Raw genomic sequence first — 25,783 nt, forward strand, 5'->3', positions numbered from 1 at the left:
TTTTGTTATTTTACTTCTATCACTTTGCTCGATTTCTTGGCTAAAGGAAGGGTTAACTTCAAGATGCCTTCATCATATTTAGCATCTATTTTCTCTACATCCACTTCATTAGATAATTTAAAGGATCTTTTAAACTCTCCATAATGGGATTCTAGGTTTGTCTTTTTGTTTTTAAGTGTTTCGGCTATTTTTCGTGAGCCGCTTACACTTAGTAAGTTGTCTTGTAAGTCAATTTTAATGTCTTCTTTTTGAACACCCGGTATAATGAAATGAAGAGAAACTTCGTTTTCATCTCTAAAAATATCTACCGCAGGTGAAAAATGATTTTTTTCTTTAGAAGATTCTCTAACAAAATTTTCAACTAGGTCAGCAAATGTGCTAGGTACAAAATTGTTCAAAGGGTTATATCTTACTAATGCCATAACTATTAACTTTAATTATTATTATTAAAAATTTAATGTCTAAATCTTTATTTCTGTATTAGTGAAAATTGTACCAAGTGCTTTTTAATGTCATTTTGTTGAAATAATAATGACATTATGTCTTGGATTAGGTGATTTTCATTAAAATAGGTGACATTATGTCTTATTTTGTTTTGTGAATGAGTTTAACTTTTAAAAATTTCTTAAAGACCCTAGGTCCTGGCATTGTCTTTTCCGGCATGTGTATAGGTGTTTCGCATTTAGTGCAGTCAACTAGGGCTGGCGCAGATTATGGTTTTGACTTATTATGGGTAGTGCTTGCAGCCAACTTGTTTAAGTATCCATTTTTTGAATTTTCTTCGCGCTATACTGGTGCTACAGGTGTAAGCATTTTGCATGGGTATGCTAAAATGGGTAAGTGGATACTGTGGGGTTATGGTATTATGACCATCTGTACCATGTTTATAGTTACTGCTGCTGTTACGTTTGTTGGGGCAGGACTTATTTCTAATATCTTTTCTTCTGGGTTGAGTGCTAACTGGTGGGCGGCTATTATTCTAATTGGCTCAGCAGTAATATTGTTTAGTGGTAAATATGGGGCGTTAGATAGTCTTTTGAAAATTGTAAGTGTGGTGCTCCTTTTGTCTACTATTTTGGCTGTGGTGATGGCTTTGAGAAAAGGCCGAGCTCCGGTAGGGGATGATTTTGTGCCGGTTGATATTTTGCAGGGGCAAGGGTTAATATTTCTTGTGGCGCTGATGGGTTGGATGCCTACAGCTATTGATTTGTCTATTTGGACTGGGTTGTGGGCGGAGGCCAGAACGGATCAGACCAATTATAAGCCAACGTTAAAGGAAACATTGCTTGACTTTAATATAGGTTATATCATGACGGCTGTGTTGGCTGTTATTTTCTTAACTCTTGGGGCTATGGTGATGTATGGTAAAGGTATTGAACTATCGAATAGCTCATCAGTTTTTGCAGGTCAGCTAATAGGGCTGTATACGGCATCAATAGGTGAGTGGAGTTATTTTATTATAGCTGTAGCTGCCTTTAGTACTATGTTTAGTACTTCTATTACGGTGCTGGATGGATATAGTAGGGTGATGGATCGTATTATTTTATTGCTTCTAGGTAAGGCTAAGAATACTTATTTTATTTGGGTGTGTAGCCTTGTAGTTGGAGGGGTAGTAGTGATAAGCCTATTTCTGAATAATTTAAAAGCATTGGTGGATATGGCTACAGTTATTTCATTTGTGATAGGCCCCGTTGCTGCTTTACTAAATCATAAAGCGATTTTTTCTGATGATCTCACCAGTGATCAGCGTCCACCGGTGTGGATGAAATGGCTTTCTTATGCTGGTTTAGTGTTTTTGCTTGTGTTTACATTGGTGTTTTGTGATGTGTATTTTGGATTTCATTTCATGTTCTAAAAAAAATACAGATTTTTTTTATTCATCTATTGCATAATAAACTAACAAATTATAATATTGCACTCCCTTTCAAACGAAGGGAAGTTTAATTGAAATACTCCCCCTTAGCTCAGTTGGTTAGAGCGGCTGACTGTTAATCAGTAGGTCCTTGGTTCGAGCCCAAGAGGGGGAGCAGAAATTGTAGTAAAAAGTACTACAGTATTTTGAAATAAATAGTGCAAATTGTTTGTTCAATGTTATTTCAAGTATTAAAATTGTGCTCATAAATTTATGAGATATTCCCCCTTAGCTCAGTTGGTTAGAGCGGCTGACTGTTAATCAGTAGGTCCTTGGTTCGAGCCCAAGAGGGGGAGCAAAGCCTTGCTAGTCTAGCAAGGCTTTTTGTTTTTTAGCCTACCTCTACTTTTAATCTTCTCTTATAGTCAATAAAACTTTATATGATATTACAAAGCACTTAAGTAAGTTTTGTAATCTCCGCATACCCTTGTTTCATTGTTTTAATGATGCCGATTGACTAACGTTACTCACTGATAAAAATGGTTAAAATAAACATTATGTAACCTGTAATAAGCAGGTTAAACCGCATTTGGGCATGTGAATAATGTTTAAACTAATTGTTGATTCGTGATAATCCCCTGCGAGATGGTAGCTCAATGGGGATTTTCAATGTAATTTTATCATCTCCAGTGTACTATTCTATTGTTTTTGTACTTGACTTGGTATTCTTGCGGCACCTTGTCTATGATAGTTTCGTACAGTGCTTCCACTAAATGATCTTTAATGCAATTTTGATGAACGACCAAACTGATTTCTCTAACAGGCTGAGGTTCATTAAACTTCTTAATCATTTCTAAACTCTCTACATTGGAGTACGCAGCAAGGGCCGGTAGAAGGGTAACGCCATCACCCATGGCTACTAAATTTTTAAGTGTTTCTAGTGAGCCGCTTTCATATACAAATTCATGTTGATTGATCTCTTCTTTGCTGATATTACAAAGCTGTAAGGCTTGATCTCGAAAGCAATGCCCTTGATTGAGCAGCCATACTTTGTGCTGGCTAAGTAAATCTGTGCTAACACACTCATGCGTACTTAAAGCGTGCCCGGTAGATATGTAGGCATAAATGGGTTCTTTAAATATTGGGATTTCCTTTATTTTCTTTTCTTCTAGTGGTGTAGCGGCAATGCCTACATCCAGCTTATCTTCATTTAAAAGCTGAATCATGTCTTCGGTTTTTAGCTCTTCTATGATTAGTCGCGTATTTGGAAATGCCGATACAAATTGAGGAAGGAATAACGGAACTAGGTAAGGAGCTAATGTGGGTATAATACCTATTTTGTAAGTGCCAGTTAAATCTTGCTTTTGTGCTTTAATGTAATCCATGAAGCTATTGGCTTCTCTAATAATATTTCTTGCTTTTTCTTTTAAAACAAGCCCTGTCTGCGTGGGTTCTATCATGTTTTTAGACCTGTCTAAAAGCAATACGCCAATCTCTTGCTCTAGTTTATGAATCTGCATGCTTAGGTTGGGTTGTGTGACATGGCACTTCTTTGCGGCTTTTGAAAAGCTGCCGGTTTCTATTACTGCCAATAAGTATTCTAATTGAACAAAAGTCATAAACTATAGTTATAGATGTATAAGTATAATCAATTTTGATTATAGCTTGAAAGTTAAGAACTTAAGGTTGTAATTAATATTCCTCATAAAAATAAATGTTAAGCGATGTCAGATAAGAAGAAATTAACCACAGCCTCAGGGCGCCCTTATTATCATTATCAAGATAGTAAAACGGTAGGCTCAAGAGGTCCCATATTGTTAGAAGACTATTTTCTACACGAAGATATGGCTCATTTTAACCGCGAACGTATTCCTGAAAGGGTGGTGCATGCCAAAGGGTCAGGGGCTTTTGGTACTTTTAAAATCACGCATGATATAACTAAGTATACCAAGGCCAAAATTTTTAATAAAATAGGAAATGAGTGCCGTTGTTTCTTTAGGTTTTCTACGGTAGGGGGTGAAAAAGGTAGCGCTGATAGTGAGAGAGATCCACGCGGTTTTGCTATGAAATTTTACACTGAAGATGGTAATTGGGACTTGGTAGGAAATAATACTCCTGTGTTCTTCATAAAAGACCCTAAGAAATTCAGTCATTTTATACATACTCAAAAAAGAGATCCTAAAACCAACTGCAAAAGCCCAACTATGATGTGGGATTTTTGGTCTTTAAATCCTGAAAGTTTGCATCAGGTGATGATTTTAATGAGTGATAGGGGTACACCTTTTAGCCATAGGCATATGAATGGTTATGGTAGTCACACTTATAGTTTAATTAATGCTGAGGGAGAAAGAGTATGGGTTAAATTCCACCTGAAGACTAATCAAGGTATTAAAAACTTTACTGATGAGGAGGCCGCTGGCATGAAGTCTAAAGATATGGACCATGCGCAGCGCGATTTGGTGGAATCAATAGAGGCTGGCGATTTCCCTACTTGGTCGTTTAAAATTCAGGTAATGACTGATGAGCAGGCAAGAAATTTCAAATGGAATCCGTTTGACCTTACCAAAATATGGCCTCACAGTGAATTTCCATTGATTGATGTAGGGCAAGTGGAGCTTAATGAAGTGCCTAGTAATTACTTTCGGGATGTGGAGCAATCGGCATTTGCACCAGCGCATGCCATAGATGGAATTGGTTACTCTCCTGATAGAATGCTGCAAGGGCGGTTATTGTCCTACCCTGATGCGCATAGGTATAGATTAGGTGTTAACTATGAGCAACTGCCTGTAAACAGGTGTCCTTATATGGTTGCTAATTATCAGAGAGACGGTGCCATGCAGGTAGGTGATAATGGTAATGATAGTCCTAATTACAGTCCAAACAGTTTTGATAATATAGAGCCAGATGAAAGTTATAAAGAGCCAGGTATGACTTTAGATAGCAATGTGGCTGACTGGTTTGATAGAAATGAAAATGATAACGATCATTATACACAGCCAGGCAACTTGTACAGAAATGTGATGGATGATGAAGCCAAAGAGAATTTGGTTAAAAATATTGTAGGAAGTATGAGTGGAGTATCTGGGCCTAAGCGTGATGAAATCATTAATAGACAATTGTGTCATTGGTTTAGGGCTGATGAGGAGCTTGGGGCTAAAGTGGCTGATGGCCTTGGTGTAGATATACACGCGCAGAAGATGTAAATGAAATAGTTGGTAAAGGGTGGTCATTTTGTGATTGCCCTTTTTTTTATTGGTTTCTGCAAACGTTTTCGAAATGAAAAAGCTTATATAATTAAGATAAGTGTTTAGTTCTCAATAAATGTATACTGTTATGGAAAATTTAATCATTGAAAAGCCAGGTTTGAAGTTTATGGTAGAGGTGACAACTGTAGGAGGTGTGCCGAGGTTCCGTGTCAATAGGTTTTTAGAAGCGAGTAGTGCAGATGACATGTTTATGAGTGCGCAATTGGCAAAGTTCGATGCATTAAGGCTTAAAGGCAAGTTTTATAATTGTCATGAACTAATTCATGATATGGTTAGTGATATTCAAGATAAAATGAATGTGAGGGTAGATGATAGTGATGTAAAGTTTATTTTAAGAAGAAACCGCACATTTGGAGAATGCTAAGCTGTGCGGTTTCCTATACTTGAATTAGTTTAATAGCACTTCCATATTTTTGCCTAAATATGAGCCAGCTTCCACATAAGGGTAAATCTCTGAGAAAGGCCTTAGGTGGTCGTTAAAGGTTCTTTTATACACCTTAGTACGGTCTAGTTGCTCTGTATTGGAGCATCCGGAGGCGGCTAGTAGCTCAAGGAAGTCTTTAATAGTTTCATGGTGATAGTTTTTTACGCGCTGCCATTTTTCTTTCACCACTAAGCCTTTCATTAGTTCAGGTTTGTTGGTGGTTACCCCAGTGGGGCACTCGTTAGAGTCACACCTCAGTGCTTGTATGCAGCCTAGAGCCAGCATCATGCCTCGGGCTGAATTACATACATCAGCACCTATGCATATGGCTTTATAAATATCGAAGGCAGTGAATATTTTAGTAGCAGTAATAATTTTGATGTCTTTTTTAAGATCAAAGCCAGTTAAAGTGTCTGTTACAAAAATTAATGCTTCTTCCCATGGCATACCTACGTAGTTTGAGAAATCAATAGGTGCTGCTCCGGTTCCGCCTTCTGCACCATCTACGGTAATGAAGTCAGGCTTTATGCCTGTGCTTATCATGGCTTTGCATATGTTGATAAATTCTCTTCTATCACCAATACACAACTTAAAGCCTACGGGTTTTCCATTGGATAACTCTCTTAATGTCTGTATCCATTTGCAAAGGCCTTCAGCATCTGAAAAAGCAGAATGGCCAGGAGGTGATAATACCGTTGTAAAAGGTTCTACCCCTCTTATTTCGGCTATTTCTTTGTTGTTTTTAGAGGCTGGTAATACGCCACCATGCCCCGGTTTTGCCCCCTGAGATATTTTTATTTCTATCATCTTTACTTCAGGCCTTGCAGCTTGTTCTTTGTATTTTTCGGGTGAAAAATTGCCGTCCTTGGTTCTGCATCCAAAATAACCAGTGCCTATTTCATATACCAAATCACCCCCTTGTAAATGATATGGCGATATTGACCCTTCACCGGTATCATGAAAAAAGTTGCCTTCTCGAGCTCCAATGTTAAGGGCAAGTATTGCGTTTTTGCTTAATGCACCGTAGCTCATGGCGCTAATATTGAATATGCTAGCTGAGTATGGCTGCGCGCATGAATCATTGCCAATGGACATACGCGGAAATTCGTCTAGTTTTTTAGCGGGGTATATGCTGTGGTGCATAAATTCATAGCCAGCTTCTTTTACATTTAGTTCAGTTCCGAAAGGGTGCGTTTCTTTCTGAAGTTTTGCCCTCTGATAAATGTATGCTCTATGGTTTCTGTCTATTGGCTTGCCATCCGTATCTGATTCTACCAAATATTGGTGTAGTTCGGGAGATATTAACTCGAAAAAATATCGAAAGTGACCCAGAACGGGAAAGTTTCTTAGTATGGTGTGCTTTGTTTGTAGTAAGTCATAAATGCCAATGACAATAAAAGGGCTTAAAACAGCTAAGCTCCACATTATGGGCGGCCATATAAAAAATAGCCCTCCTATTATTAATAATAGGATCAGATTTCCATATATAAATAGATTTCTCATGCTTTTACTTTTTAGTGGTCCATGCTACCTTGCTTTTAAATTGGTTGACAGGATCTTGTTGAAATACTTTGTTTAATAGGTTGTAAAGTTTGGGGTGTTTTCTTTTGAATAGTTTCGGTCTTTGGAAGAAATACTCGCTCACTACAGGCAAAAATTCTTCTTCGCTAACACCGCCATAAGGGTTGATATCTGATTTATTTTGATGAATTTTCGTAATTTCTTCTTTTATAGCCTTTAGCCATGGTTTTGCATATTGGTGCTCCATGAGTACTTCAGGGATGCCATCAATAGCTCCATCAGACTCATCTATGAGGTGTACGAACTCATGAATGCCAACATTATTTTTGTTTTGTGGGTGCTCAAAGCCAAAGTGTAAGTCTTTTTTAGAAAGTATCATTTTCCCATTTAAAGTGCCATTGCCCACCATGCCACTAATATTTCTGTCTTCTCCTGCAGTTTCAAAGCTATGATTGAATGAGTTAGGATAGATAATGACCTCATCTAGTTGATCGTAGTTCCAGTTAGGAAATGAGAATACTGGAATTACCGCGCTACTAGCCACCAGAAGCCTGTCAGTATCATCTATGTTAGTGTCTATTCCTGTTATTTTTTTCTCAGCTAAGAATAAATTGATTTCATATTCAAATTGCTTTTTGTATTTAGGGGTTAGGCTGGCATAAAAGCGGACTTTTTTCTCTAATATTTCCCGCCATTCATCAGGAAATTGTGTTTTAATAATTCTATTTCGTTCTCTTACTTTTTTGGTTAATTTTCTAAATACTAGCCAGCTAACTAAAAGTAGTGTAGGAATTATAATGGCTAATAGGCCTATGTTATCGGCATATATGGGGTAGCAAAACATCAATGTTAGCAAAAAGATGCATGTGCTAACAAAATAATCGAACCATGTAGGTGCAAAGGGCTTTTTCATTCTTTTTCAGTCTCTTCTTCAGTAACTCTTTCTAACTTTTCATTTGTGGTGCGCGATATTATTAGAGGAACCTTTTCTTCAGTAACTAAGCTTGTATCTAATTCATACGCCTTTTCATCAGTTAAGGCTATTTTTTTGATGAAATAGTATGCGCTCATAATAATCTCTTGAAACACTGGTAGTTGATAGTCGTAAGTCGGTGTCTCACGAATAATGACAAACCTAAAATCACCATCAATTCCATGCTTTTTCATGCTCTCGTGTCTACTGCTGATATCTATCTCATTATTTTCTTTCAGGTCTTTAATTACATTGCGCAAAAACATATTAATTCTTGGTTCTACCTGAAAGCCAAGTTTAAAATCTACTTTTATTAGAAGTCCAGGAATTAATTGCTGTACAGAATATTGCTTGGTGTGCGGCTCATCAGTGTATTTAACATGTATAATCCAATATATGTCTGCTCGCTTAGGTTGCTTATTGAAAATGCTGTATATGATTTTATTTTCGATAAGGTCAGTGGGATGGGAGTTAATAAAAACCAGGTTGGAAGCAAATTTAGGTACTGACTCATCTTTGTTAAGGTCTTTGAACATTTCGAAATAATCGCAGATCTCAACATTCTTTTTGTATCGTTGTGTAATGCTGTGGCCTTTATACCATATGCCCATCATTAAAAATAATATAGCACTGATAAGGATAGTAATGTACCCACCATGGAAAAACTTACTTAGGTTGGCATACAGAAAAGAAAATTCAACCACGCTCAATAATAAACCGCATAATAATATCCAGATCATGGGGGTTTTTACCTTGTGCAGATAAAACATAAGGAGTGTAGTAGTCATAATCATGGTAAGTGTTATGGTTAGTCCATAAGCCGACTCCATATTTTCTGACTTTTTGAAAAACATTACTATAAATAAGCAGCCTATGAATAGCACCCAGTTAACGGTAGGAATATAGAGTTGGCCTTTTATATCAGTAGGGTAAATAACTTTAAGTCGAGGCCAAAAATTGAGTTTCATGGCCTCTTGTATTAAGGTGTATGATCCGCTGATGAGTGCTTGGCTTGCGATGATGGTGGCAAAAGAGGCGAGTATAATACCTGGCATTAAAAACCACTCGGGCATAATTTGATAAAATGGATTTTGTTTGTTTAGCTTTTCGCCCTCCATAGTTAGTAACCATGCTCCTTGACCAAAATAATTGAGTAGCAAGCCAGATTTTACGAAAATCCAGCTGATGCGAATATTTTTAAGGCCACAGTGTCCTAGGTCGCTATAAAGTGCTTCGGCTCCAGTGGTGCATAGAAATACCGCTCCCAATAGCACAAAGCCACCAGGGTAGTGAGTTAATAAATCTATAGCATGAATGGGGTTAATGGCAGCAAGTACTTTCAAGTTGTTGCTTATTTGCATGGCGCCTAATACTCCGAGTGCGGTAAACCAGATCAGCATTATAGGGCCGAATGCTTTACCTACAAACTTTGTCCCGAATTGCTGAAAAAAGAAGAGCACAGAAAGTATAGAAATGACTATGGGTACTACTGGTATATCTTTTTTTATGAGCTTGAGTCCTTCAATGGCTGAAGTTACTGAAATGGGCGGTGTAATAAGTCCATCAGCAAGTAGAGCTGCAGTACCTATTATGGCAGGTACTATCAGCCATTTGGCCTTTTTTCTTACTAGTGCGTAAAGTGCGGGTATGCCTCCTTCTCCATCATTATCTGCTTTTAAAGTAATGAGTACATACTTGATGGTGGTTTGAATTGTAAGTGTCCAAAAAATACAAGAAAGGCCTCCTAATATCAGGTTGCTTTCTATGGCTTGGTTGCCTACTATGGCCTTCATTACATACAGAGGAGAAGTACCTATGTCTCCATATACAATGCCTAGTGTTATCAGCAGGCCAGCAGCCGATATTTTTTGTGTTACTCCTTTCTCTTTATTGCCCACGCGTTCTAATGTTGCTTTTATAACATTAGAAAAACATAGCTAAGTGAACTATGTTCAGCAGTATTGGCTAATTTATATTTTGATTTTTCTTAAGACTTATGCAGTAATTGGAAGTGAATTAATGATGACTTGTTTGAGGCTATTTTCGGTAAATTCATCATTGATGGTGTAGTCATAAAGACCTTTTTTAATGTATGCTTGGTGTAAGTCTAAATTCAGCTCATTAAGTATTATTAACCTCTGGTTAGGGTTATTTTTTTTAATGGTTTCTATGATTTCAGGACCGCGCATGGCATTTCTTATTCGTGCATTTACTAATACGTTCAGAATAATTAAGTCGGGCTGTTCTGTAAGGTGGGTAATGGCGCTAGTAGCAGTGGTGAAGTTTTTGACGTGTAGCTTTATAGACTGATTTGCTGAGTTCTTGATCTCCATCTTGTTTAGGGCGGTATTTAAGCTTTCAAGTGTTTCAGGGTTATCGTCTATAATGAAAACAAGAAAGTCGAATTCCTTTATCGTGGAGCTTTTTTTCTGAGCTTTTATTTCTGATGGAAATTGAATATCAATGATTGAGCCATTAAAAAGCCATGATTCATGAGAATTATTACCGGGTATAGACATATCAGTACTAGGTTGATTACTAATTACTTAACAAAGATAGTATATAAACTTAATTTTAAAATAATTTTAATATAAAATTAAACTTATTTTATTTTTTAAATCTATTTAGCAATAAAAAAAGCCACTAATGAATTAACATTAGTGGCTGATGATGTGTTATTTGAAACTCAAATTATTTTTCATTTAAGAATGGATAACGATAGTCTACAGGTGAAACGAAAGTTTCTTTAATAGTTCTGCTAGATACCCATCTTAATAGGTTAAGTGCAGATCCTGCTTTATCGTTAGTACCTGAGCCTCTTGCTCCTCCAAATGGTTGCTGACCTACTACAGCTCCTGTTGGCTTATCATTGATGTAGAAGTTTCCTGCTGCATTTACAAGCTTTTTAGTAGCTAGTTCTATTGCATATCTGTCTTGAGACAAAATAGCTCCGGTTAATGCATAAGGAGAGGTGTTGTTGATAAGTTCTAAAGTCTCTTCGAAGTTATCAGCATTATAAACATAGATAGTAACTACAGGTCCAAAGATTTCTTCAACCATTGTTAAAGATTGAGGGTCTTTAGTAAGTATTACAGTTGGCTCTATGAAATAGCCTTTAGATTTATCATAATTACCACCAGCTACGATCTCATTCAGGTCATTAGCTTTAGCTTTATCTATAAATCCTGCGATTTTATCAAAAGCACGTTCATCAATTACTGCATTAACAAAGTTAGAGAAGTCTTCTGTACCTCCCATTTTAACGCTTTTGAGGTCTTCTACAATGTATCCTTTTGTTTCTTCCCATAAGTTAGAAGGTACGTATACACGTGAAGCTGCAGAACATTTTTGTCCTTGGAATTCAAATGCACCTCTAACGATAGCCGTAGCTAATGCTTTAGCTTTCGCAGATCTGTGTGCTACGATAAAATCTTTACCGCCTGTTTCGCCAACAATTCTTGGGTATGACTTATACTTATCGATGTTGTTACCGATAGTTTTCCATAACTCCTTAAATACGGCAGTGCTACCAGTGAAGTGTAAACCTGCAAAATCAGGGTGGTTAAAGATAACTTCTCCTGCTACAGGGCCATCTACGTATATTAAGTTGATCACTCCATCAGGAAGGCCAGCTTCTTTAAATACCTCCATTATTACGTTAGCAGAATATACCTGAGAGTATGCAGGCTTCCATACTACCGTGTTCCCCATAAGTGCTGCAGATGCAGGTAAGTTACCAGCAATAGCAGTGAAGTTAAATGGAGTGATAGCAAATACGAAACCTTCTAAAGGTCTATATTCTGTTCTGTTCCATACGCCAGTTGATGATTGTGGCTGCTCAGCATAAATCTGAGACATGAAATAAACATTGAACTTTAAGAAGTCAATAAGCTCGCATGCAGAGTCTATTTCTGCCTGAAAAGCATTTTTAGATTGACCTAGCATAGTGGCAGCATTAATTTTATCTCTGTAAGGACCAGCGATAAGGTCTGCTGCTTTTAAAAATACACTAGCTCTGTGTTCCCAGCTAAGGTTAGCCCAGTCTTCTTTAGCAGCCAATGCTGCGTTTACCGCCTGCTCTGCATGGGACTTGTCACCTTCATGGAAATAACCTAAAATATGCTTATGATCGTGTGGAGGTGAAAGAGGAATTTTGTTTCCTGTTGTCACTTCTTCTGCGCCAATGTACATTGGGATTTCTATTTCCTTACTACGAGCTTCTTCGATAGCTTTTTTTAAACTAGCCTTTGCTGCTGAGCCTGCTTCGTATGCAGATATAGGTTCGTTAGTAGGAAAAGGTATATTATAAATTCCTTTAGGCATAATTTTGTGTTATTTTAAAAGTACTATATTCAAATCAGCTGCAAATTTACTTAATACTGAAGAGAAAAACGGCTAATTAGAGTATATTCATTAGCTCGCTTAAGCAGTTGATTTCCAGTTGTATATTTTTGTTGTGTTTTTGTTTTTGGGGGTTGAAGTATATAGCGTCTATTGCAGCGTTTTGAGCTCCTAAAATGTCGGCTTCAAGATTGTCTCCTATCATTACTGCCTCATGCTGAGCGCTTTCTGATGTGCTTAGTGCATATTCGAAAATTTCTTTATTGGGCTTTTTATAGCCTATAGTTTCGGAAGTTATTACGCCAGTAAAATATCCTGTAAGCGATGAGTTACTCAGTTTAATAGCCTGAACATCATTAAAACCATTAGTGAGTACAAAAAGAGTGTATTTTTCTTTAAGGTAGGTAAGCACTTCGTGGGTAAAGGGGAAAAGGTTGGTTTTGGTGGGGCACTTAGCAAGGTACTGTTCAGAGATGGCATTAGAAAGGCTGGTGTTTTTCACCTTAAAATGGTTTAGTATTCTTTTGAACCTTTCCGTTCTTATATCCTCTTTAGTAGCAGCCCCTAAATTAAATTGCCGCCACAGGCCTTCATTTACCTTTTCGAATTTTAAAATGAAGTCTTCGCAAGAGAACCCGCCCATTTGGTACAGGTTATTGTTACTGTATATTTCTTGTAGGGTTTCATTCGAGTTTTTTTTGTAATCCCATAAGGTGTGATCGAGGTCAAAAAAAATAGTTGTGTACTTCGCACTCATGACTTTTGCCAGTTTCTGGATTCTAGTTTGTTAAGAGCTAACTCTCGGTTAGAATACATTGTTTTGTAAATTTCAAAATCGGTGCGCAAGACTTGATCTTTTTGTAGAAATTGAAATATCTGGTTAATGATGTCAACAACCTCATCTTTCAAGTAATAAAAGGCCCACTGATCGTGTTTTCTGGTACTTAAAATGCCAGAATTTTTTAAATAAATGAGGTGTCTTGACGTTTTGGTTTGTGTAAAGTCCAGGATTTGCTCCAGGTCAGAAATACACATCTCTTTGTTTTTGTAAATGAGGTGTAATATCCTGAGCCTCGATTCATCCGAACAGGCTTTAAATATTTGAGAGCCAAAAGACAAGCTAAAGTTTTTTAATCTCATAGACGATAGAACCTAGGTATTATAGCACTTAACCAAAAATAAAAGAAATACTGAACATAATAAGGAAAATTGCCGTTCAATTGATAACTTCGGAGTTGAGATACAAAAGTTTAAGATATCTAATCAAGGGTTTTGGAGAAGGCTAGCGTAAAAAATATCGTATTGATAATGGTAATATTATCAGCGGCACTATTTTCAGTGAAAAATGCTCATGCCCAGGGCAAAAAGAAAATCATTCAACTTTCAGGTATTATTTTAGGTGAAGATAGCGTGGCAGGCATGCCAGGCGTACACATCTATGTGCCAAAAGCAGGGCGAGGTACCACTACTAATAGGGTGGGGTATTTCTCTTTACCTACTTTGGTGGGCGATGAAATTGTAGTGAGTGCTATAGGCTATGAAAAACAATATTTTACTGTGCCTGATAGTGATAATGAATCCCTAACCATTGTGGTGGAGATGATTTCTGATACCACTTTTTTGGATGCCGTAGAAATAATGCCTTTCCCTACGGAAGAAGTGTTTAAAGAGGCTATAGTAGCATTAAATTTGCCTCTTCATGAGCCTGTTAATGAAGAAAACCTTAATGAAGAGCTGTTGGCTCTAATGATGCAAACCATGCCAATGGATGGGCAAACTAATCATACCTATTATATGAATAATTATGTTCAATATCAGGGAGATAGATTTGGGCCAAGGCCTAATCCTTTGTTGAACCCTTTCAATTGGGCCAAATTCTTTAAGTCTTTAAAAACCTCAAAAAAGAAGTAGTTAAGCCTGTATAGCATACAAAGTGGTCTCTATTTAAAAAGTTTTTAAAAATAGGTGGATAGGTGTGCTGTAAGTTGAAAAAATATATTATAATTGCAACCCCAAAATGAGGGCGGGATGTAGCGCAGCCCGGTTAGCGCACCACTTTAGGGTAGTGGGGGCCGCTGGTTCGAATCCAGTCATCCCGACATCAATGGACACTTGGTGGATATACTAAGTGTCTGTTTTTACCTTAAAAATGAGGTGGTTATCTGGGTGAAAGTGTTGAAAGTCAATATTTGAGCTCTATCATTTTGGTGATCATATAAAATACCCTTGAGAAGCGTCAATTTTCGATGTATTTCTTAAGTTTTAATATCCCTTTTACTGTTACAAGTAGTAAGGGCAATAGTTCGGGGCATAGCGCAGCCCGGTTAGCGCACCTGGTTTGGGACCAGGGGGTCGCAGGTTCGAATCCTGCTGCCCCGACATAAAAAACCGCTTAATCTTTTGGATTAAGCGGTTTTTTTATTTCCGGTGTAGTATTCATTGTTTTATCTCTCCTTCATTAGTTTAAGATTTGGCACATAAACATCTGGGTGTACTGACTTTTACTCTCCATAAAAAGAGAGTTCTGTTAAAGATGAGCCATTGAAATGTCTCAAAAGAGGTTAACCAAGTCAGTTGTTAATCATGTGCTGCGGCATAGTTTTGCTACTCATTTATTAGAGGCCGGAGTGAACCTTCGCTAAGTTCAAGTGCTGCTAGGGCATAACTCAAGACTTAGCCAATACCTTTATGGAATTAATTAAAAATCCTTTAGATTGGCCATCATAATATAAATAAGGGAATGTTTGTGTCCCTTATACAATTGTTGTAGCCCATTAAAATTGAAAAAGAAAAATTACGATATCATACAGGAAATTGACCAGCGAATTAGAGAACATGACTGGTTCGATTTCCATGTGACCAGTTATGACGGTCGTTTTCTGGAAATTGCGGGTAGTATTGATCTATCTTATTATCATCAGCTTGAAATAATTTTTGAAGATGTCTTCTTTGCCTCTATCTTTTTTGAAGAGTGGCATTCGGATACAAAGAAACCCGTGATAGAACTACCAGATTCTAATTTGAATAAGGAATTAAACCTCAGATTCGAAATTGAGCAAGGGTATCAACTATTTATTATTCGGACGGAAGATTATAAAAACGACATTTATGTTGCGGCAAAGAAGATTTCATACAATACAGATACCGTCTACTACTATGATAAACCCGATTTAAAAGAGAACGAGCGATTAGCAGAGTTTGTAAAGAAGAAATGAAAACGGGCTACAATATCACCTAGCCCCAACCGGGCAAAATATAGAGCATGAAAGCTTGTTGCTCTAAACACGAAAATTGTAACTTGAAAGGAAAATGCCAACAAAGCCCGGTATGCTGGCTAGCCTTGGCGTTGTGTGGAATAAGATCTATGAGAAAAATTTTAGCAATGTGGATTCTGTTAATTGTTTCGTCTTGTGAACGAAAGAACTCTGTCGAATGTATTACCGTACCCTGCCCAAGACCTAACATCAACGATATCATCGAATTAACTCTTAATTTCCAAAACTCCCAAATTGGTGAACAGGTTAAATTAGTACGAATTAACAAAGCAGATCAAACAACTATTGACACTACAACTTTTGAACTAGCAGCGAACAGAGAAATTATTATTGGAAACGGAGGAATCGTGGGATTTTCTGAACCAATTTCTGGTGATGAAATTGAAGAATCAACGCTAGACTTCAAAGTTCTACGTTCTAACGAGCAAACCAATAAAATCAAAAACATCGAAATTGAGAGGTTTCTAACTCAGGATGAATGTGGGTGTGCCGACTACCAAATTTTCACACTGGAATTAGATGGACAAACTGTTGAAATCAATTCTAAAAATTTCACTCTAACCCTGTAAAACTCCACACAACAACCGCTAGCACGAATGCGCCAACTGCCACTTTGCAGATTTCAATGCAAACTTCACCATGAATCTGCTGCTGGGAAAGGTCAGTGCTTTCTACTCACCGTATCTCGCAGGATTTTTCATCTTTCTGAACGAGTGCCATTCTGATACTTTAGTTTTATCGGAACTTGCCAAGCTCGGGGCGCACTCCTGCTAGCTGGGCGTTATGTTTAATTCTAGTATAACCTATGATCACAGACTTACCAAATTCTCAGGATTACAAACCTCAAGGGAGAGAATGTTTGCTTCAATCATTTGATATTGTCTATGATTATTCAGGCGAATTGGAATACCTTGAAGACTGGAAAGAGAGTGATTGGCATTTCCACAAAGGCAAACTATCTACGGTTCTTGTATTAATTCATCAAGCCCTTGAATCCGTTCTTAAGTCAGAAGTCATTAAAACCTCATCTTCTTATTGATTTGGCTCCAAGCAACTGGCCCACACTTCCTGAAAGTGCTAATAAAAGTTTCAATGAACTGTATAATATGAATTCAGAAGCTTTACTTCGTGTTTATTGTGCACTTCAAGCCCTGACAAAAACAAAGAAGAACTCGTCAAAATATTCGAAGAAGTCCGAATCAAAAGGAATCAAATCGTACATGGAATTCATGAAGAGATTCTTAAACCAGAATACTTGATAAATCTACAATTTACTGCATCAAAAGAGTTTTTCGCGAACACTTTCAGAATTTGCTGAAAGTGGTGAATTTCTAATGAATCCGATTTTTAAATTTAGACCTGACTCTTTCAATATTCGCAAGCAAGACTTTAGAGGGGCTGGAGTTATAAAAGTGATTGATGGAATAACAAAATGCTTGATTTTGGAGAGCGAAGTTAATTATACGGATAATAAAATTATTATCGTAGACCAACACTCTAGAGATGTATTGAAATTGCGTGTAAAGAACGATATGGGGCTCTGGAGGCTTTATAAGCTTGAAAAAGCAAATGATGATACCCAACATACGCTATGAGTGAGTAGAACATCCTTGTGCGGAGTAAAAATATAAGCCGATAAAAAAAAATCAATAATATAGTATCATTCATTCTATATGAAAATTCGTGCTGATGTTTTGCTGTTGAGTAATTATAAAATTAGAGATAAAGAAATGTATTTATAAAAGTTATAATTTAGCAATTTTATTCACAACTGTATCTGGTAGAGTACGTTGTGAACAAGTTGGATCAAGATGAAAGAAATGAAAACAATAGTTGAAAACTATATAGCAGGACTTAAAAATGCATATTTAGAAAATAGTGGCAAAGAGGTTTGGGAGCATTTTGAAAAGGTAATACATGGTGCTGACAAGGAAAATATTGATACATTAAAGCGGGTTTACCCTAATATTCCTGATGCTTTGGTGGGTCTGCTTGAGTACGTTGATGGAACATATTGGCGTAAATACGGAGAAGAGGAAATTACATTTTTTATGTTAGGCTCAGATGTGTACGAATACCCCTATTATTTATTATCCTCTAAGGAGATAATTGAAAACCAGAACCAGGCAAAAGAGTATTATTCAGATTATATCGAAAGAAAATTCGATGGGGTTGAAATAGATGATAGAATTACCAATGATGCTCATGATCTTAAGTGGCTTCATTTTTCTGACTGCATGAATAATGGAGGTACCTCTCAATTATTTATAGACTTCAGCCCTTCTGCAAAAGGAAAGAAGGGGCAGATAGTTAGGTTTTTACACGATCCGGATGAGTTTAAAGTGATAGCCGATAGCTTTGAAGAGTATTTAGAAAAATTGATAGATAATGGATATGACTTTATCGTTGAAGATATGATGGAGTTTTGATAAACATAAGGTTAGAGCTAATTCAACTTGCTGCTTAAAATACCGGCTTTCTATCATGCAGAGGCAGGGATTTTACACGTGTAGCAGTGGTGAAAAACTAAAAGTGAAAAGATCTTGTCAGTGACAATCAAAATATTTTGCTTAAATATTCTATAAAATAAATATACTTTTATAGGCACATGGTAGCTACTTTTTATGCCTTAATAGAATATATGACCGTGTGATGCATGTGGTAGAATAAAAAAAACAGGAATCTTTTAAGGGTATCCATTAGATTTACTGTCTACCACTTATAAATGGTGTAAGAGCTTATGCCATAGCATGTTAGGGTGTTAAAGCGAATATAGGTAAGTATTGTTGAAAGAATTTTCTGAAGAGCGACTCATACAAATGCTAAGTAATGGAGATGAAAAAGCCATGGAGCTTATTTTTCATGGCTATTACCGTCCGCTTACCCTATTTGCAACCAAATATGTGAAGGATGTAGATGAGGCGCGAGAAATTACTCAGGAGTTTTTTGTTAGATTATGGACCAGGCAGCCCTCATTAAGCCCGGGCACACTAAAGACATATCTATATAGAGGGGTTCGTAATGCCTGCCTTAATTATATTGAAGCCAATAAAGTAGCAGCCAAAAAGTTGCAAGATTATAAAGAGCCGGAGTATACTCATGATAATGTTTTGCGGAAAATTATGCTTGCGGAGCAAGAGGCGGAGCTTATGCTAGCCATTGATAATCTGCCGCATAGGTGCAGAGAAATATTTTTAATGAGTCGGGTAAAAGAGCTTTCTTATAAATCCATTGCCGATGAGCTCAACATATCCACAAAAACTGTAGAGACTCAGATTAGTATTGCTTTAAGACGGTTAAGGGAGCTGCTAATCAGTTATTCCGGAGCGGTAATATTTTTTTTCAATTTCTTTTAGGGGTACTCCGAATTTATTCGGTCTGTACGAGTGAATGATCAGTAGGATCGTTTTTTTAAAGGAAATTATATGAGAAAATTTTACCTAAGTATTCACCAAATACTATTAACATCATTTTTTGCTTTTTTACTTTTCATCTCACTAACCAGTTATTCTCAGAATACTCCATTTTTTGAGGGATTTGACAATGTCGAAATGGGAGGGCTCCCATCAGGGTGGACTTTTTACCAAAGTGGAGGAACAGATCCTTTGGCTCGTTGGGGAGTTACTACCTATGGTTTTTTCGGTCAAAAAGTAGCTTTTGCCGGTATTGAAGCAGCTATGCCTGGAGTGATTGATGAAGATTGGCTCATTACCCCACAGATAACACCTGCAGAGGGTGACTTTCTTATTTTTGATGCAGCCCAAACATATACAGGAGTAGATTATGGTACTAAATATCACGTGCTGATATCTACTGCTTCCAATGATCATACTGATTTTATTGATACACTGGCTACTTTTGATGAAAATACATTTCCTAAGTATTTTGAAACCAAGTCTTTTGACCTTTCGGCTTATGGTAACCAGCCTATTTATATTGCTTTTATTCATGAAACAGCTTCTACTGATCCTAACCAGACTGATGACTGGTATCTGGATAATGTTTATGTACGCCCTATACAAGAAGCAGCTTTTGCTAGTGCAGAAGTGTATTGGCAGGGAGATATTCCTATTCGTATTTCAGAATCGTCTTTTACTCCTTTTCTAGGTTTTAGAGTTAGAATCAATGGTGATGAAGGAGTGCCAAATCTGTCTTCGTTAAAACTGACCACCAATGGCACTGGTGCTGACTTGAAAATAGACAAAGCTACCATTTATAGTACCGGAGACGTGTCATTTATCTCTTACTGGGATGGTAATGTAGACGCAGAGGTTTTTGGTGAAATAGAAAATCCGTCAGATACATTTGAAATTACAGGAGATCAGGATCTCCTCATTGGAGATAACTTCTTCTGGCTGGCTTACACCATTGATAATGAACAACAACCGGAATATCCTTATGAGCGAGTAGATGGTTCGCTTGAAGGAGTTACCATAGATGGCCTGGAGAATACAGGGGCGAAAGACTCATTAGTGGTTTCTCCATATGTTGTTCCAGATGTTATTCCTAATGATAATCGTGCTGGTGCCATTGAAATAAATGCCGAATCGGGCAGCTATGGTTCTTTTAATATGGGAGCCTCCCCTGAGGCCGAAGTGGAAACTCTAGCTTACTGTTCTGATGGTGGCACTAATGATAATGCCAACTCTGTATGGTGGCATTTTGTAGCTCCATCTGAAGGGTACATTACTGTAGATCTTACTGGTTCCAATTTTAATACCTTACTTGTTTTTATGGATGAGAATTTGGAGCAGCTAGCTTGTAATAATGATATTGAGACAGGGATTAATGTTCAGTCTAGAATAGAAGATTTCCCTGTAAAAACAGGGCAAGAGGTCTATATCAGAGTTACAGGTACAGGTACTCCGGGAGACCCAAATGGAGAATCGGGCGTGGTATCACTTGACTTTACCTACCGTGGACTGGTAAGCGGAGTAGATGATGATTTAGATAATCAGGCCATTTCTTTGCCTTATCCTAACCCTACCTCAGGCATTACTTCTTTTGATATTAAAATCAATAGGACTGATGAAGTAACGGCTGAAGTTCTGGATGTATTCGGAAGGAATTTTAACACCATATATAAAGGGAAGGTGTCAGCAGGAGAGACCCAAACCATAAATTTCGATACTTCATTATACCCATCAGGTACTTATCTGATTCAGCTCAGAAGTAGTGAAAAAATATATGGAACTCAACGATTGATAGTAACTCATTAACCGGCTGTTTATAGCCAAACGCAACTACTAATAAATATTATGGAATTGAATGATCACAATGAGCGGTCTTGGTATTTAGCCTATAAGGCTATTACAAGAGAGCTAACCCAGGCAGAAGAGGAAGAATGGCAGGAATTGTTGAAGGCAGACCCGGAGCTTAAAGCCGATTTTCAACATTTTAAATCATTATGGGAAAAGGCAGGATCACTTCCTTATGGGCAAATTAATGTAAAAAACGACTGGGAAGCTGTGCGTGGTCGAGTAAAAAGTAAAAGGCAGGTTAAGCCTCTTTACAAGTATGCAGCAGTTGTAGTCATTTTAATGATAGCCGTTATTACTTTATGGAAAAATGAAGTAGGCTCATTCTTTTATAATCCCCAAACGGTGTCTACGATAATTCAGGCGCCTACCGGATCTAAAAGTTATGTTTTGTTGCCCGATAGCTCTGAGGTATGGTTAAATGCGGGGAGCAAAATAACCTTTGATAGCAAATTTGGAATATCTAACCGCAAGATAATACTTGATGGTGAGGCCTTTTTTGATGTTGAAAAGGATGAGGAGCCCTTTCAGGTATTTACCTCCAAGTATGATGTAAAGGTATTAGGCACAGCCTTTAACATACGAGCTTATAAAGATGATAATGCAGTAGTAACCACGCTGGTAAGAGGCTCATTGAGTATAAATAATATCATTACCGCTGAAGGGCGAAAGTCTGCTTTGTTGGAGCCCGGAGATAGGCTTACACTGAAGAAAGACTCTCGTACGGCCATAGTGGAAAAAGGTGCCAATGTAAATCTTGAAACATCATGGAAAGACGGTCTACTGACTATTAGTAGCGAATCATTGGGCGAATTAGCCAAGAAGTTAGAGCGTCTCTATGATATACATATCAGTTTTAAGGAAGAGGAACTGAAAGACTATAGATATACCGGAAAAATTAAGCAATTAAGCTTGGAGCAAGTGCTAAAAGCGCTGGCTCTTACCTCACCGGTAAAGTTTGATATCAGTGAAAAAACCGTGACGATCAGTCTGGAAGAAAGCGAAAGCAAGAAATATCGTTCGCTTAAAAAAACAAAAAATTAATGATCACCAAAAGAGAAAATATGTAGCACTTGTACGATGAATGATATACCAGTTTAAAAAGGAAGGATCAAAAGATGGTGCAACATCTTCTGATCCTAAAGGACTGGTTAATAGTCTATATCCTGATCTTACGATTGTGGATAAGTATTTCGATTGTTGAATCCCAATCCCATATAATACTATGAAAAAATTAAAATATGACCAAATCTATGCTTGGTCTGTATTATCTATGATTATGAAAATATGGCTGTTTATATTAATTAGTGCAGGGGTGGCACTGGCAGGAACCGTCAAATCTCAAAACCTTAATATCAACTTAAAAAATGTAACTGTCCGCAAGGCGCTTAATGTGCTGGAAAAGGAAAGTGACTATTCATTTTTTTATAATGATTCCTTTGCTGATTTAGATAAACGCGTGTCTATTTCAGCTGAAAATGAAGAGTTGAATGGTGTTCTTACCAAATTACTTTCAAATACGGCCCTTACTTTTAAGTTTCTAGATGGTAATCTAATAGTCATTTCACCCAAAAATCCCATAGAGCCTATAACGGTTTCTGGTGTAGTTAGCTCTTCTGTAGATGGCGAAGTGCTACCGGGTGTAAGTATCACTATAAAAGGAACTTCCAAAGGAACTATCACCGATTTTGATGGTAAATATTCTATAAAAGTAGATCCTGAAGCTTCTCTGATTTATACATTTATAGGTTATGTAGATCAGGAAGTAGCGGTTAATAATCGTAGTGTAATTAATGTGCAGATGGAGGAGGATATCACCACTCTAAACGAGGTTATGGTAATATCCACCGGTTATCAGGAGGTAGATAAAAGGCTATTTACTGGTTCTGTAGTGAATTTAGAGGCAGAGGAAATCAATACAGAAGGTACAATAGATGTAGGAAGAATGCTGCAAGGGCGCGCTGCGGGAGTCTCTGTGCAAAATGTGTCGGGTACTTTTGGTACTGCTCCTAAAATTAGAGTAAGAGGTGCTACCTCTATCACCGGTGATAACAAGCCGCTTTGGGTGATTGATGGTGTGGTGCTAGAAGATATTGTAAATGTATCTCCTGATCAGCTTACCACTGGTGACCCTAGTACGCTAATTGGATCTTCGGTAGCAGGGATCAACTCAGAAGACATAGAAAGTATAAACATTCTTAAAGATGCATCGGCTACAGCCTTATATGGTGCTAGAGCTAAAGATGGTGTAGTAATTATTACCACTAAAAAAGGAAGAATAGGTAAACCATTAGTTACATATGCAGGTAATTTCTCTACATACCTGAAGCCTTCTTATAATAATTACAACATCATGAACTCTAGTGATCAGATGTCAGTCTATGCTGAGTTGGAGAGAAAGGGATATCTCAATCATTCCGATATATCAAGAAGTGCAAATGGAGGGATGTACAAAAAAATGTATGACCTTATTAACAATTCCTTTGATGCTAATACAGGACAATTTGCGCTTGAAAATACACCAGAAGCTCGTCATGCTTTTTTAAATAGATATGCTACTGCTAATACTGACTGGTTTGATGAACTCTTTAGAAATTCATTTGTCCAAGAGCATTCATTGGGTATTTCATCCGGTACTGAATCATCCAAACTCTATTTTTCTACCAGTTATTATAACGACCAAGGGTGGACCATTGCCGATAGAGTAAAGCGCTATACAGCCAATGCCAGAGGTACATTTAACTTGTCGGATAAATTAAGCGTAGGTTTTATTACTACTGGTTCAGTGAGAGATCAACGTGTTCCGGGTACGGTTGATCGCCAGACTAATACCGTATCAGGAGGCTACAGTCGTGATTTTGATATCAATCCTTTTAGCTATGCTTTGAACACCAGCCGTGCACTTACAGCATATGATGAGAATGGAGATCTGGAATATTTTACTCGCAATTATGCGCCATTTAATATCATTAACGAACTGGATAAGAATTATATAGACCTTTATGTTCAGGACTTTAAGCTTCAGGGAGAGGTTAATTATAAAATTTTAAAAGGCTTAAATTATGATTTTGTAGCGGCCGTAAGGTCGGTGAAAACCACTACTGAGCATAAAGTGGAAGAAGGCTCAAACATGGCCGAAGCCTATAGAGCAGATGAGTCTCAGGTCATTCGTCAGGGCAATAAGTTTTTATATTATAATCCTGATTATCCTAACATGGATCCGGTAGTAGTGCTGCCTGAAGGTGGTTTTTATAACCGGTCTGATGATCAGATGGTGAGTTATTATATAAAGAATCAGTTGGGTTGGAATCACCTTTTTAACGATCAGCACAATGTAAACCTAGTATTAGGGCAGGAAATAAGACAGATAGACAGACAAAATGCTTATAGTAATGGTTATGGCTATCAATACGGAAAAGGCGGAGTGCCATTTACTGATTACCAGATCATAAGGCAGCAGCTAGAACAGAATTTCAACTATTTCGGTATGCAAAATGCCTATGAACGCTACGCAAGTTTCTATGCTGGCCTTACTTATTCTTACCAAGGTAAATATGTGTTCAATAGTACTGTAAGATATGATGGCTCTAACCGCTTAGGTGAGTCCACTACTGCTCGTTGGTTGCCAACCTGGAATGTGAGTGGTGCTTGGAATATTGATACGGAAGACTTTATGCAGGATATAGATGCCTTTGATTTTCTAACCTTGAAAGTAGGGTATGGGCTTACGGCTAATATCGGTAATGCTACTAATTCCTCTGCAGTATACCGCAGCGGAACTTCCAGAAGGCCTTATTTAGATGAGACCGAGGCCGTAATTGGTATTGAGAGCCTTGAGAATTCGGACCTGACTTGGGAGAAACAATATGAAACCAATATTGGAATTAATGCAGGGTTATTCAATAGACTTAATTTTTCATTTGATTATTATAGAAGAGATCATTTTGACCTTATCAGTCTCATCAAGACTTCGGGTATTGGAGGTGAGGCCTATAAGTATGTTAACTATGCAGATATGAAATCTCACGGGGTAGACCTGACCTTAGGTGCGACCGTTTTTGAGAGAAGAGACTGGGCTTGGAATGCTAATTTCATTTTTAGTTACAATAAAAACAAAATCACTAATCTAAAGAACCTGCCGCGAATTGTAGATCTAATTTTTCCTGAAGGAGGAGCGCAGCAAGGCTACCCGGTGAGAGGATTGTTTTCTATTGACTTTGAAGGCTTAGATTCAGAAACAGGAGTTCCTTTGTTTGTGAACCAGGATGGGGAGGTGAGTCCTAATGTTTTTATGCAAAGCTATGAAACAGCTAACTTAAAATACGAAGGACCGGTAGACCCCACAGTTACAGGTGGTCTTTCTAACACTTTTAGGTATAAGGACTTTTCATTGAACCTGTTCTTCACTTATCAGGCAGGAAATAAGATCAGGCTTAATCCTGCATTTAGCAGCACTTATTCTGACCTCAATGCCTCTCCGCGCGAGTTTCATGACCGCTGGATATTGCCAGGTGATGAAGAGCGAACCAATGTGCCTTCTATTGCAGATTTAATGACGTTGAATCAGTTATATGCTACAGGAGAGGTGTATCCTTATAATAGCTACAACTATTCTACTGAGCGCGTGGCAGACGGATCATATATTAGACTGCGTACGGTATCGCTTACATATAATTTGCCTCATAAGTGGCTCGCTGATTTAGGCTTGCAAACAGCATCATTTAGCCTTACTGGTACTAACCTGTTTTTATTATATGCAGATAAAAGGTTGTATGGTCAGGATCCTGAATTCTTTGCTTCAGGAGGTGTGGCTATGCCAGTAGCTAAGCAAATCACTGCCTCTATAAAACTTAGTTTCTAAACGATAATAATA

General features: G+C 37.6%; 22 protein-coding genes and 4 tRNA genes. 17 read left to right on the top strand and 9 right to left on the bottom strand.

Annotation, left to right across the window (positions count from 1 at the left end):
- Nucleotides 1-5 precede the first annotated feature (5 nt).
- Nucleotides 6-422 (bottom strand): Hsp20/alpha crystallin family protein, encoded by a 417-nt coding sequence (locus tag ACXACQ_RS07775; RefSeq protein WP_474975365.1) that lies wholly within the window; start codon nucleotides 420-422, stop codon nucleotides 6-8.
- Between the two features lie 179 nt (nucleotides 423-601).
- Between ACXACQ_RS07775 and ACXACQ_RS07780 the strand changes: the two genes are divergently transcribed.
- The 3 genes from ACXACQ_RS07780 to ACXACQ_RS07790 all read left to right on the top strand — a co-directional run bounded on the left by ACXACQ_RS07780 (nucleotide 602) and on the right by ACXACQ_RS07790 (nucleotide 2,208).
- Nucleotides 602-1,855, top strand: coding sequence for an Nramp family divalent metal transporter (locus ACXACQ_RS07780; protein ID WP_474975366.1), 1,254 nt, complete (start codon nucleotides 602-604; stop codon nucleotides 1,853-1,855).
- Nucleotides 1,856-1,953: 98 nt separating this feature from the next.
- Nucleotides 1,954-2,027 (top strand) — tRNA-Asn (locus tag ACXACQ_RS07785).
- 107 nt (nucleotides 2,028-2,134) lie between these two features.
- A tRNA-Asn gene (locus tag ACXACQ_RS07790) sits at nucleotides 2,135-2,208 on the top strand.
- A gap of 324 nt (nucleotides 2,209-2,532) precedes the next feature.
- Here ACXACQ_RS07790 and ACXACQ_RS07795 read toward each other — a convergent pair.
- Nucleotides 2,533-3,471: a LysR substrate-binding domain-containing protein gene (locus ACXACQ_RS07795; RefSeq protein WP_474975367.1), complete on the bottom strand. Its 939-nt coding sequence runs from the start codon at nucleotides 3,469-3,471 to the stop codon at nucleotides 2,533-2,535.
- A 105-nt stretch (nucleotides 3,472-3,576) separates the two neighbouring features.
- Between ACXACQ_RS07795 and ACXACQ_RS07800 the strand changes: the two genes are divergently transcribed.
- Together ACXACQ_RS07800 and ACXACQ_RS07805 are read left to right on the top strand one after the other, a co-directional pair.
- Nucleotides 3,577-5,055 (top strand): catalase, encoded by a 1,479-nt coding sequence (locus ACXACQ_RS07800; protein WP_474975368.1) that lies wholly within the window; start codon nucleotides 3,577-3,579, stop codon nucleotides 5,053-5,055.
- A gap of 130 nt (nucleotides 5,056-5,185) precedes the next feature.
- Nucleotides 5,186-5,482 (top strand): hypothetical protein, encoded by a 297-nt coding sequence (locus ACXACQ_RS07805; protein ID WP_474975369.1) that lies wholly within the window; start codon nucleotides 5,186-5,188, stop codon nucleotides 5,480-5,482.
- A 24-nt stretch (nucleotides 5,483-5,506) separates the two neighbouring features.
- Here ACXACQ_RS07805 and ACXACQ_RS07810 read toward each other — a convergent pair whose 3' ends face one another.
- The 7 genes from ACXACQ_RS07810 to ACXACQ_RS07840 form a co-directional block, all read right to left on the bottom strand.
- The gene (locus ACXACQ_RS07810; RefSeq protein ID WP_474975370.1) at nucleotides 5,507-7,045 is read right to left on the bottom strand and encodes an FMN-binding glutamate synthase family protein; all 1,539 of its coding nucleotides are present in this window, start codon (nucleotides 7,043-7,045) and stop codon (nucleotides 5,507-5,509) included.
- A gap of 4 nt (nucleotides 7,046-7,049) precedes the next feature.
- Nucleotides 7,050-7,976, bottom strand: coding sequence for a M90 family metallopeptidase (locus ACXACQ_RS07815; RefSeq protein WP_474975371.1), 927 nt, complete (start codon nucleotides 7,974-7,976; stop codon nucleotides 7,050-7,052).
- Nucleotides 7,973-9,934: a KUP/HAK/KT family potassium transporter gene (locus ACXACQ_RS07820; protein ID WP_474975372.1), complete on the bottom strand. Its 1,962-nt coding sequence runs from the start codon at nucleotides 9,932-9,934 to the stop codon at nucleotides 7,973-7,975. Before ACXACQ_RS07820 ends, ACXACQ_RS07815 begins: the two co-directional genes overlap by 4 nt.
- A 96-nt stretch (nucleotides 9,935-10,030) precedes the next feature.
- The gene (locus ACXACQ_RS07825) at nucleotides 10,031-10,555 is read right to left on the bottom strand and encodes a hypothetical protein (RefSeq protein WP_474975373.1); all 525 of its coding nucleotides are present in this window, start codon (nucleotides 10,553-10,555) and stop codon (nucleotides 10,031-10,033) included.
- Between the two features lie 172 nt (nucleotides 10,556-10,727).
- A complete protein-coding gene (gene pruA / locus ACXACQ_RS07830) occupies nucleotides 10,728-12,359 on the bottom strand; it encodes an L-glutamate gamma-semialdehyde dehydrogenase (RefSeq protein ID WP_474975374.1) in 1,632 nt (543 codons plus the stop codon).
- 76 nt (nucleotides 12,360-12,435) lie between these two features.
- Nucleotides 12,436-13,134, bottom strand: a complete 699-nt coding sequence (locus ACXACQ_RS07835) for a YjjG family noncanonical pyrimidine nucleotidase (RefSeq protein WP_474975375.1) — start codon at nucleotides 13,132-13,134, stop codon at nucleotides 12,436-12,438.
- Complete coding sequence (locus ACXACQ_RS07840; RefSeq protein WP_474975376.1) at nucleotides 13,131-13,517, bottom strand: ArsR/SmtB family transcription factor; 387 nt, start codon at nucleotides 13,515-13,517, stop codon at nucleotides 13,131-13,133. Before ACXACQ_RS07840 ends, ACXACQ_RS07835 begins: the two co-directional genes overlap by 4 nt.
- 168 nt (nucleotides 13,518-13,685) lie before the next feature.
- Between ACXACQ_RS07840 and ACXACQ_RS07845 the strand changes: the two genes are divergently transcribed.
- The 12 genes from ACXACQ_RS07845 (at nucleotide 13,686) to ACXACQ_RS07900 (ending at nucleotide 25,771) form a co-directional block, all read left to right on the top strand.
- On the top strand, nucleotides 13,686-14,288 hold the full coding sequence (locus ACXACQ_RS07845; RefSeq protein ID WP_474975377.1) for a carboxypeptidase-like regulatory domain-containing protein: 603 nt from the start codon (nucleotides 13,686-13,688) through the stop codon (nucleotides 14,286-14,288).
- A gap of 113 nt (nucleotides 14,289-14,401) precedes the next feature.
- A tRNA-Pro gene (locus ACXACQ_RS07850) sits at nucleotides 14,402-14,476 on the top strand.
- Between the two features lie 205 nt (nucleotides 14,477-14,681).
- Nucleotides 14,682-14,756: transfer RNA gene (locus tag ACXACQ_RS07855), tRNA-Pro, on the top strand.
- Nucleotides 14,757-15,121: 365 nt separating this feature from the next.
- On the top strand, nucleotides 15,122-15,592 hold the full coding sequence (locus ACXACQ_RS07860; protein ID WP_474975378.1) for a hypothetical protein: 471 nt from the start codon (nucleotides 15,122-15,124) through the stop codon (nucleotides 15,590-15,592).
- A 149-nt stretch (nucleotides 15,593-15,741) separates the two neighbouring features.
- Entirely contained in the window at nucleotides 15,742-16,221 is a 480-nt protein-coding gene (locus ACXACQ_RS07865; RefSeq protein ID WP_474975379.1) for a hypothetical protein, read from the top strand.
- A 236-nt stretch (nucleotides 16,222-16,457) separates the two neighbouring features.
- Nucleotides 16,458-16,691, top strand: a complete 234-nt coding sequence (locus ACXACQ_RS07870; protein WP_474975380.1) for a hypothetical protein — start codon at nucleotides 16,458-16,460, stop codon at nucleotides 16,689-16,691.
- Between the two features lie 295 nt (nucleotides 16,692-16,986).
- Nucleotides 16,987-17,247 carry a hypothetical protein gene (locus ACXACQ_RS07875; protein ID WP_474975381.1) on the top strand — a complete coding sequence of 87 codons (261 nt, stop codon included), beginning with the start codon at nucleotides 16,987-16,989 and terminating at the stop codon, nucleotides 17,245-17,247.
- Nucleotides 17,248-17,472: 225 nt separating this feature from the next.
- A complete protein-coding gene (locus ACXACQ_RS07880) occupies nucleotides 17,473-18,081 on the top strand; it encodes an SMI1/KNR4 family protein (RefSeq protein ID WP_474975382.1) in 609 nt (202 codons plus the stop codon).
- A 357-nt stretch (nucleotides 18,082-18,438) separates the two neighbouring features.
- Nucleotides 18,439-19,008 (top strand): RNA polymerase sigma-70 factor, encoded by a 570-nt coding sequence (locus ACXACQ_RS07885; protein ID WP_474975383.1) that lies wholly within the window; start codon nucleotides 18,439-18,441, stop codon nucleotides 19,006-19,008.
- 69 nt (nucleotides 19,009-19,077) lie between these two features.
- The gene (locus tag ACXACQ_RS07890) at nucleotides 19,078-20,871 is read left to right on the top strand and encodes a choice-of-anchor J domain-containing protein (RefSeq protein ID WP_474975384.1); all 1,794 of its coding nucleotides are present in this window, start codon (nucleotides 19,078-19,080) and stop codon (nucleotides 20,869-20,871) included.
- A 39-nt stretch (nucleotides 20,872-20,910) separates the two neighbouring features.
- Entirely contained in the window at nucleotides 20,911-21,954 is a 1,044-nt protein-coding gene (locus tag ACXACQ_RS07895) for a FecR family protein (RefSeq protein WP_474975385.1), read from the top strand.
- A gap of 181 nt (nucleotides 21,955-22,135) precedes the next feature.
- On the top strand, nucleotides 22,136-25,771 hold the full coding sequence (locus ACXACQ_RS07900) for a SusC/RagA family TonB-linked outer membrane protein (protein ID WP_474975386.1): 3,636 nt from the start codon (nucleotides 22,136-22,138) through the stop codon (nucleotides 25,769-25,771).
- Nucleotides 25,772-25,783: the final 12 nt, after the last annotated feature.

The organism is Fulvivirga sp. AWR4_260 (assembly GCF_056158185.1).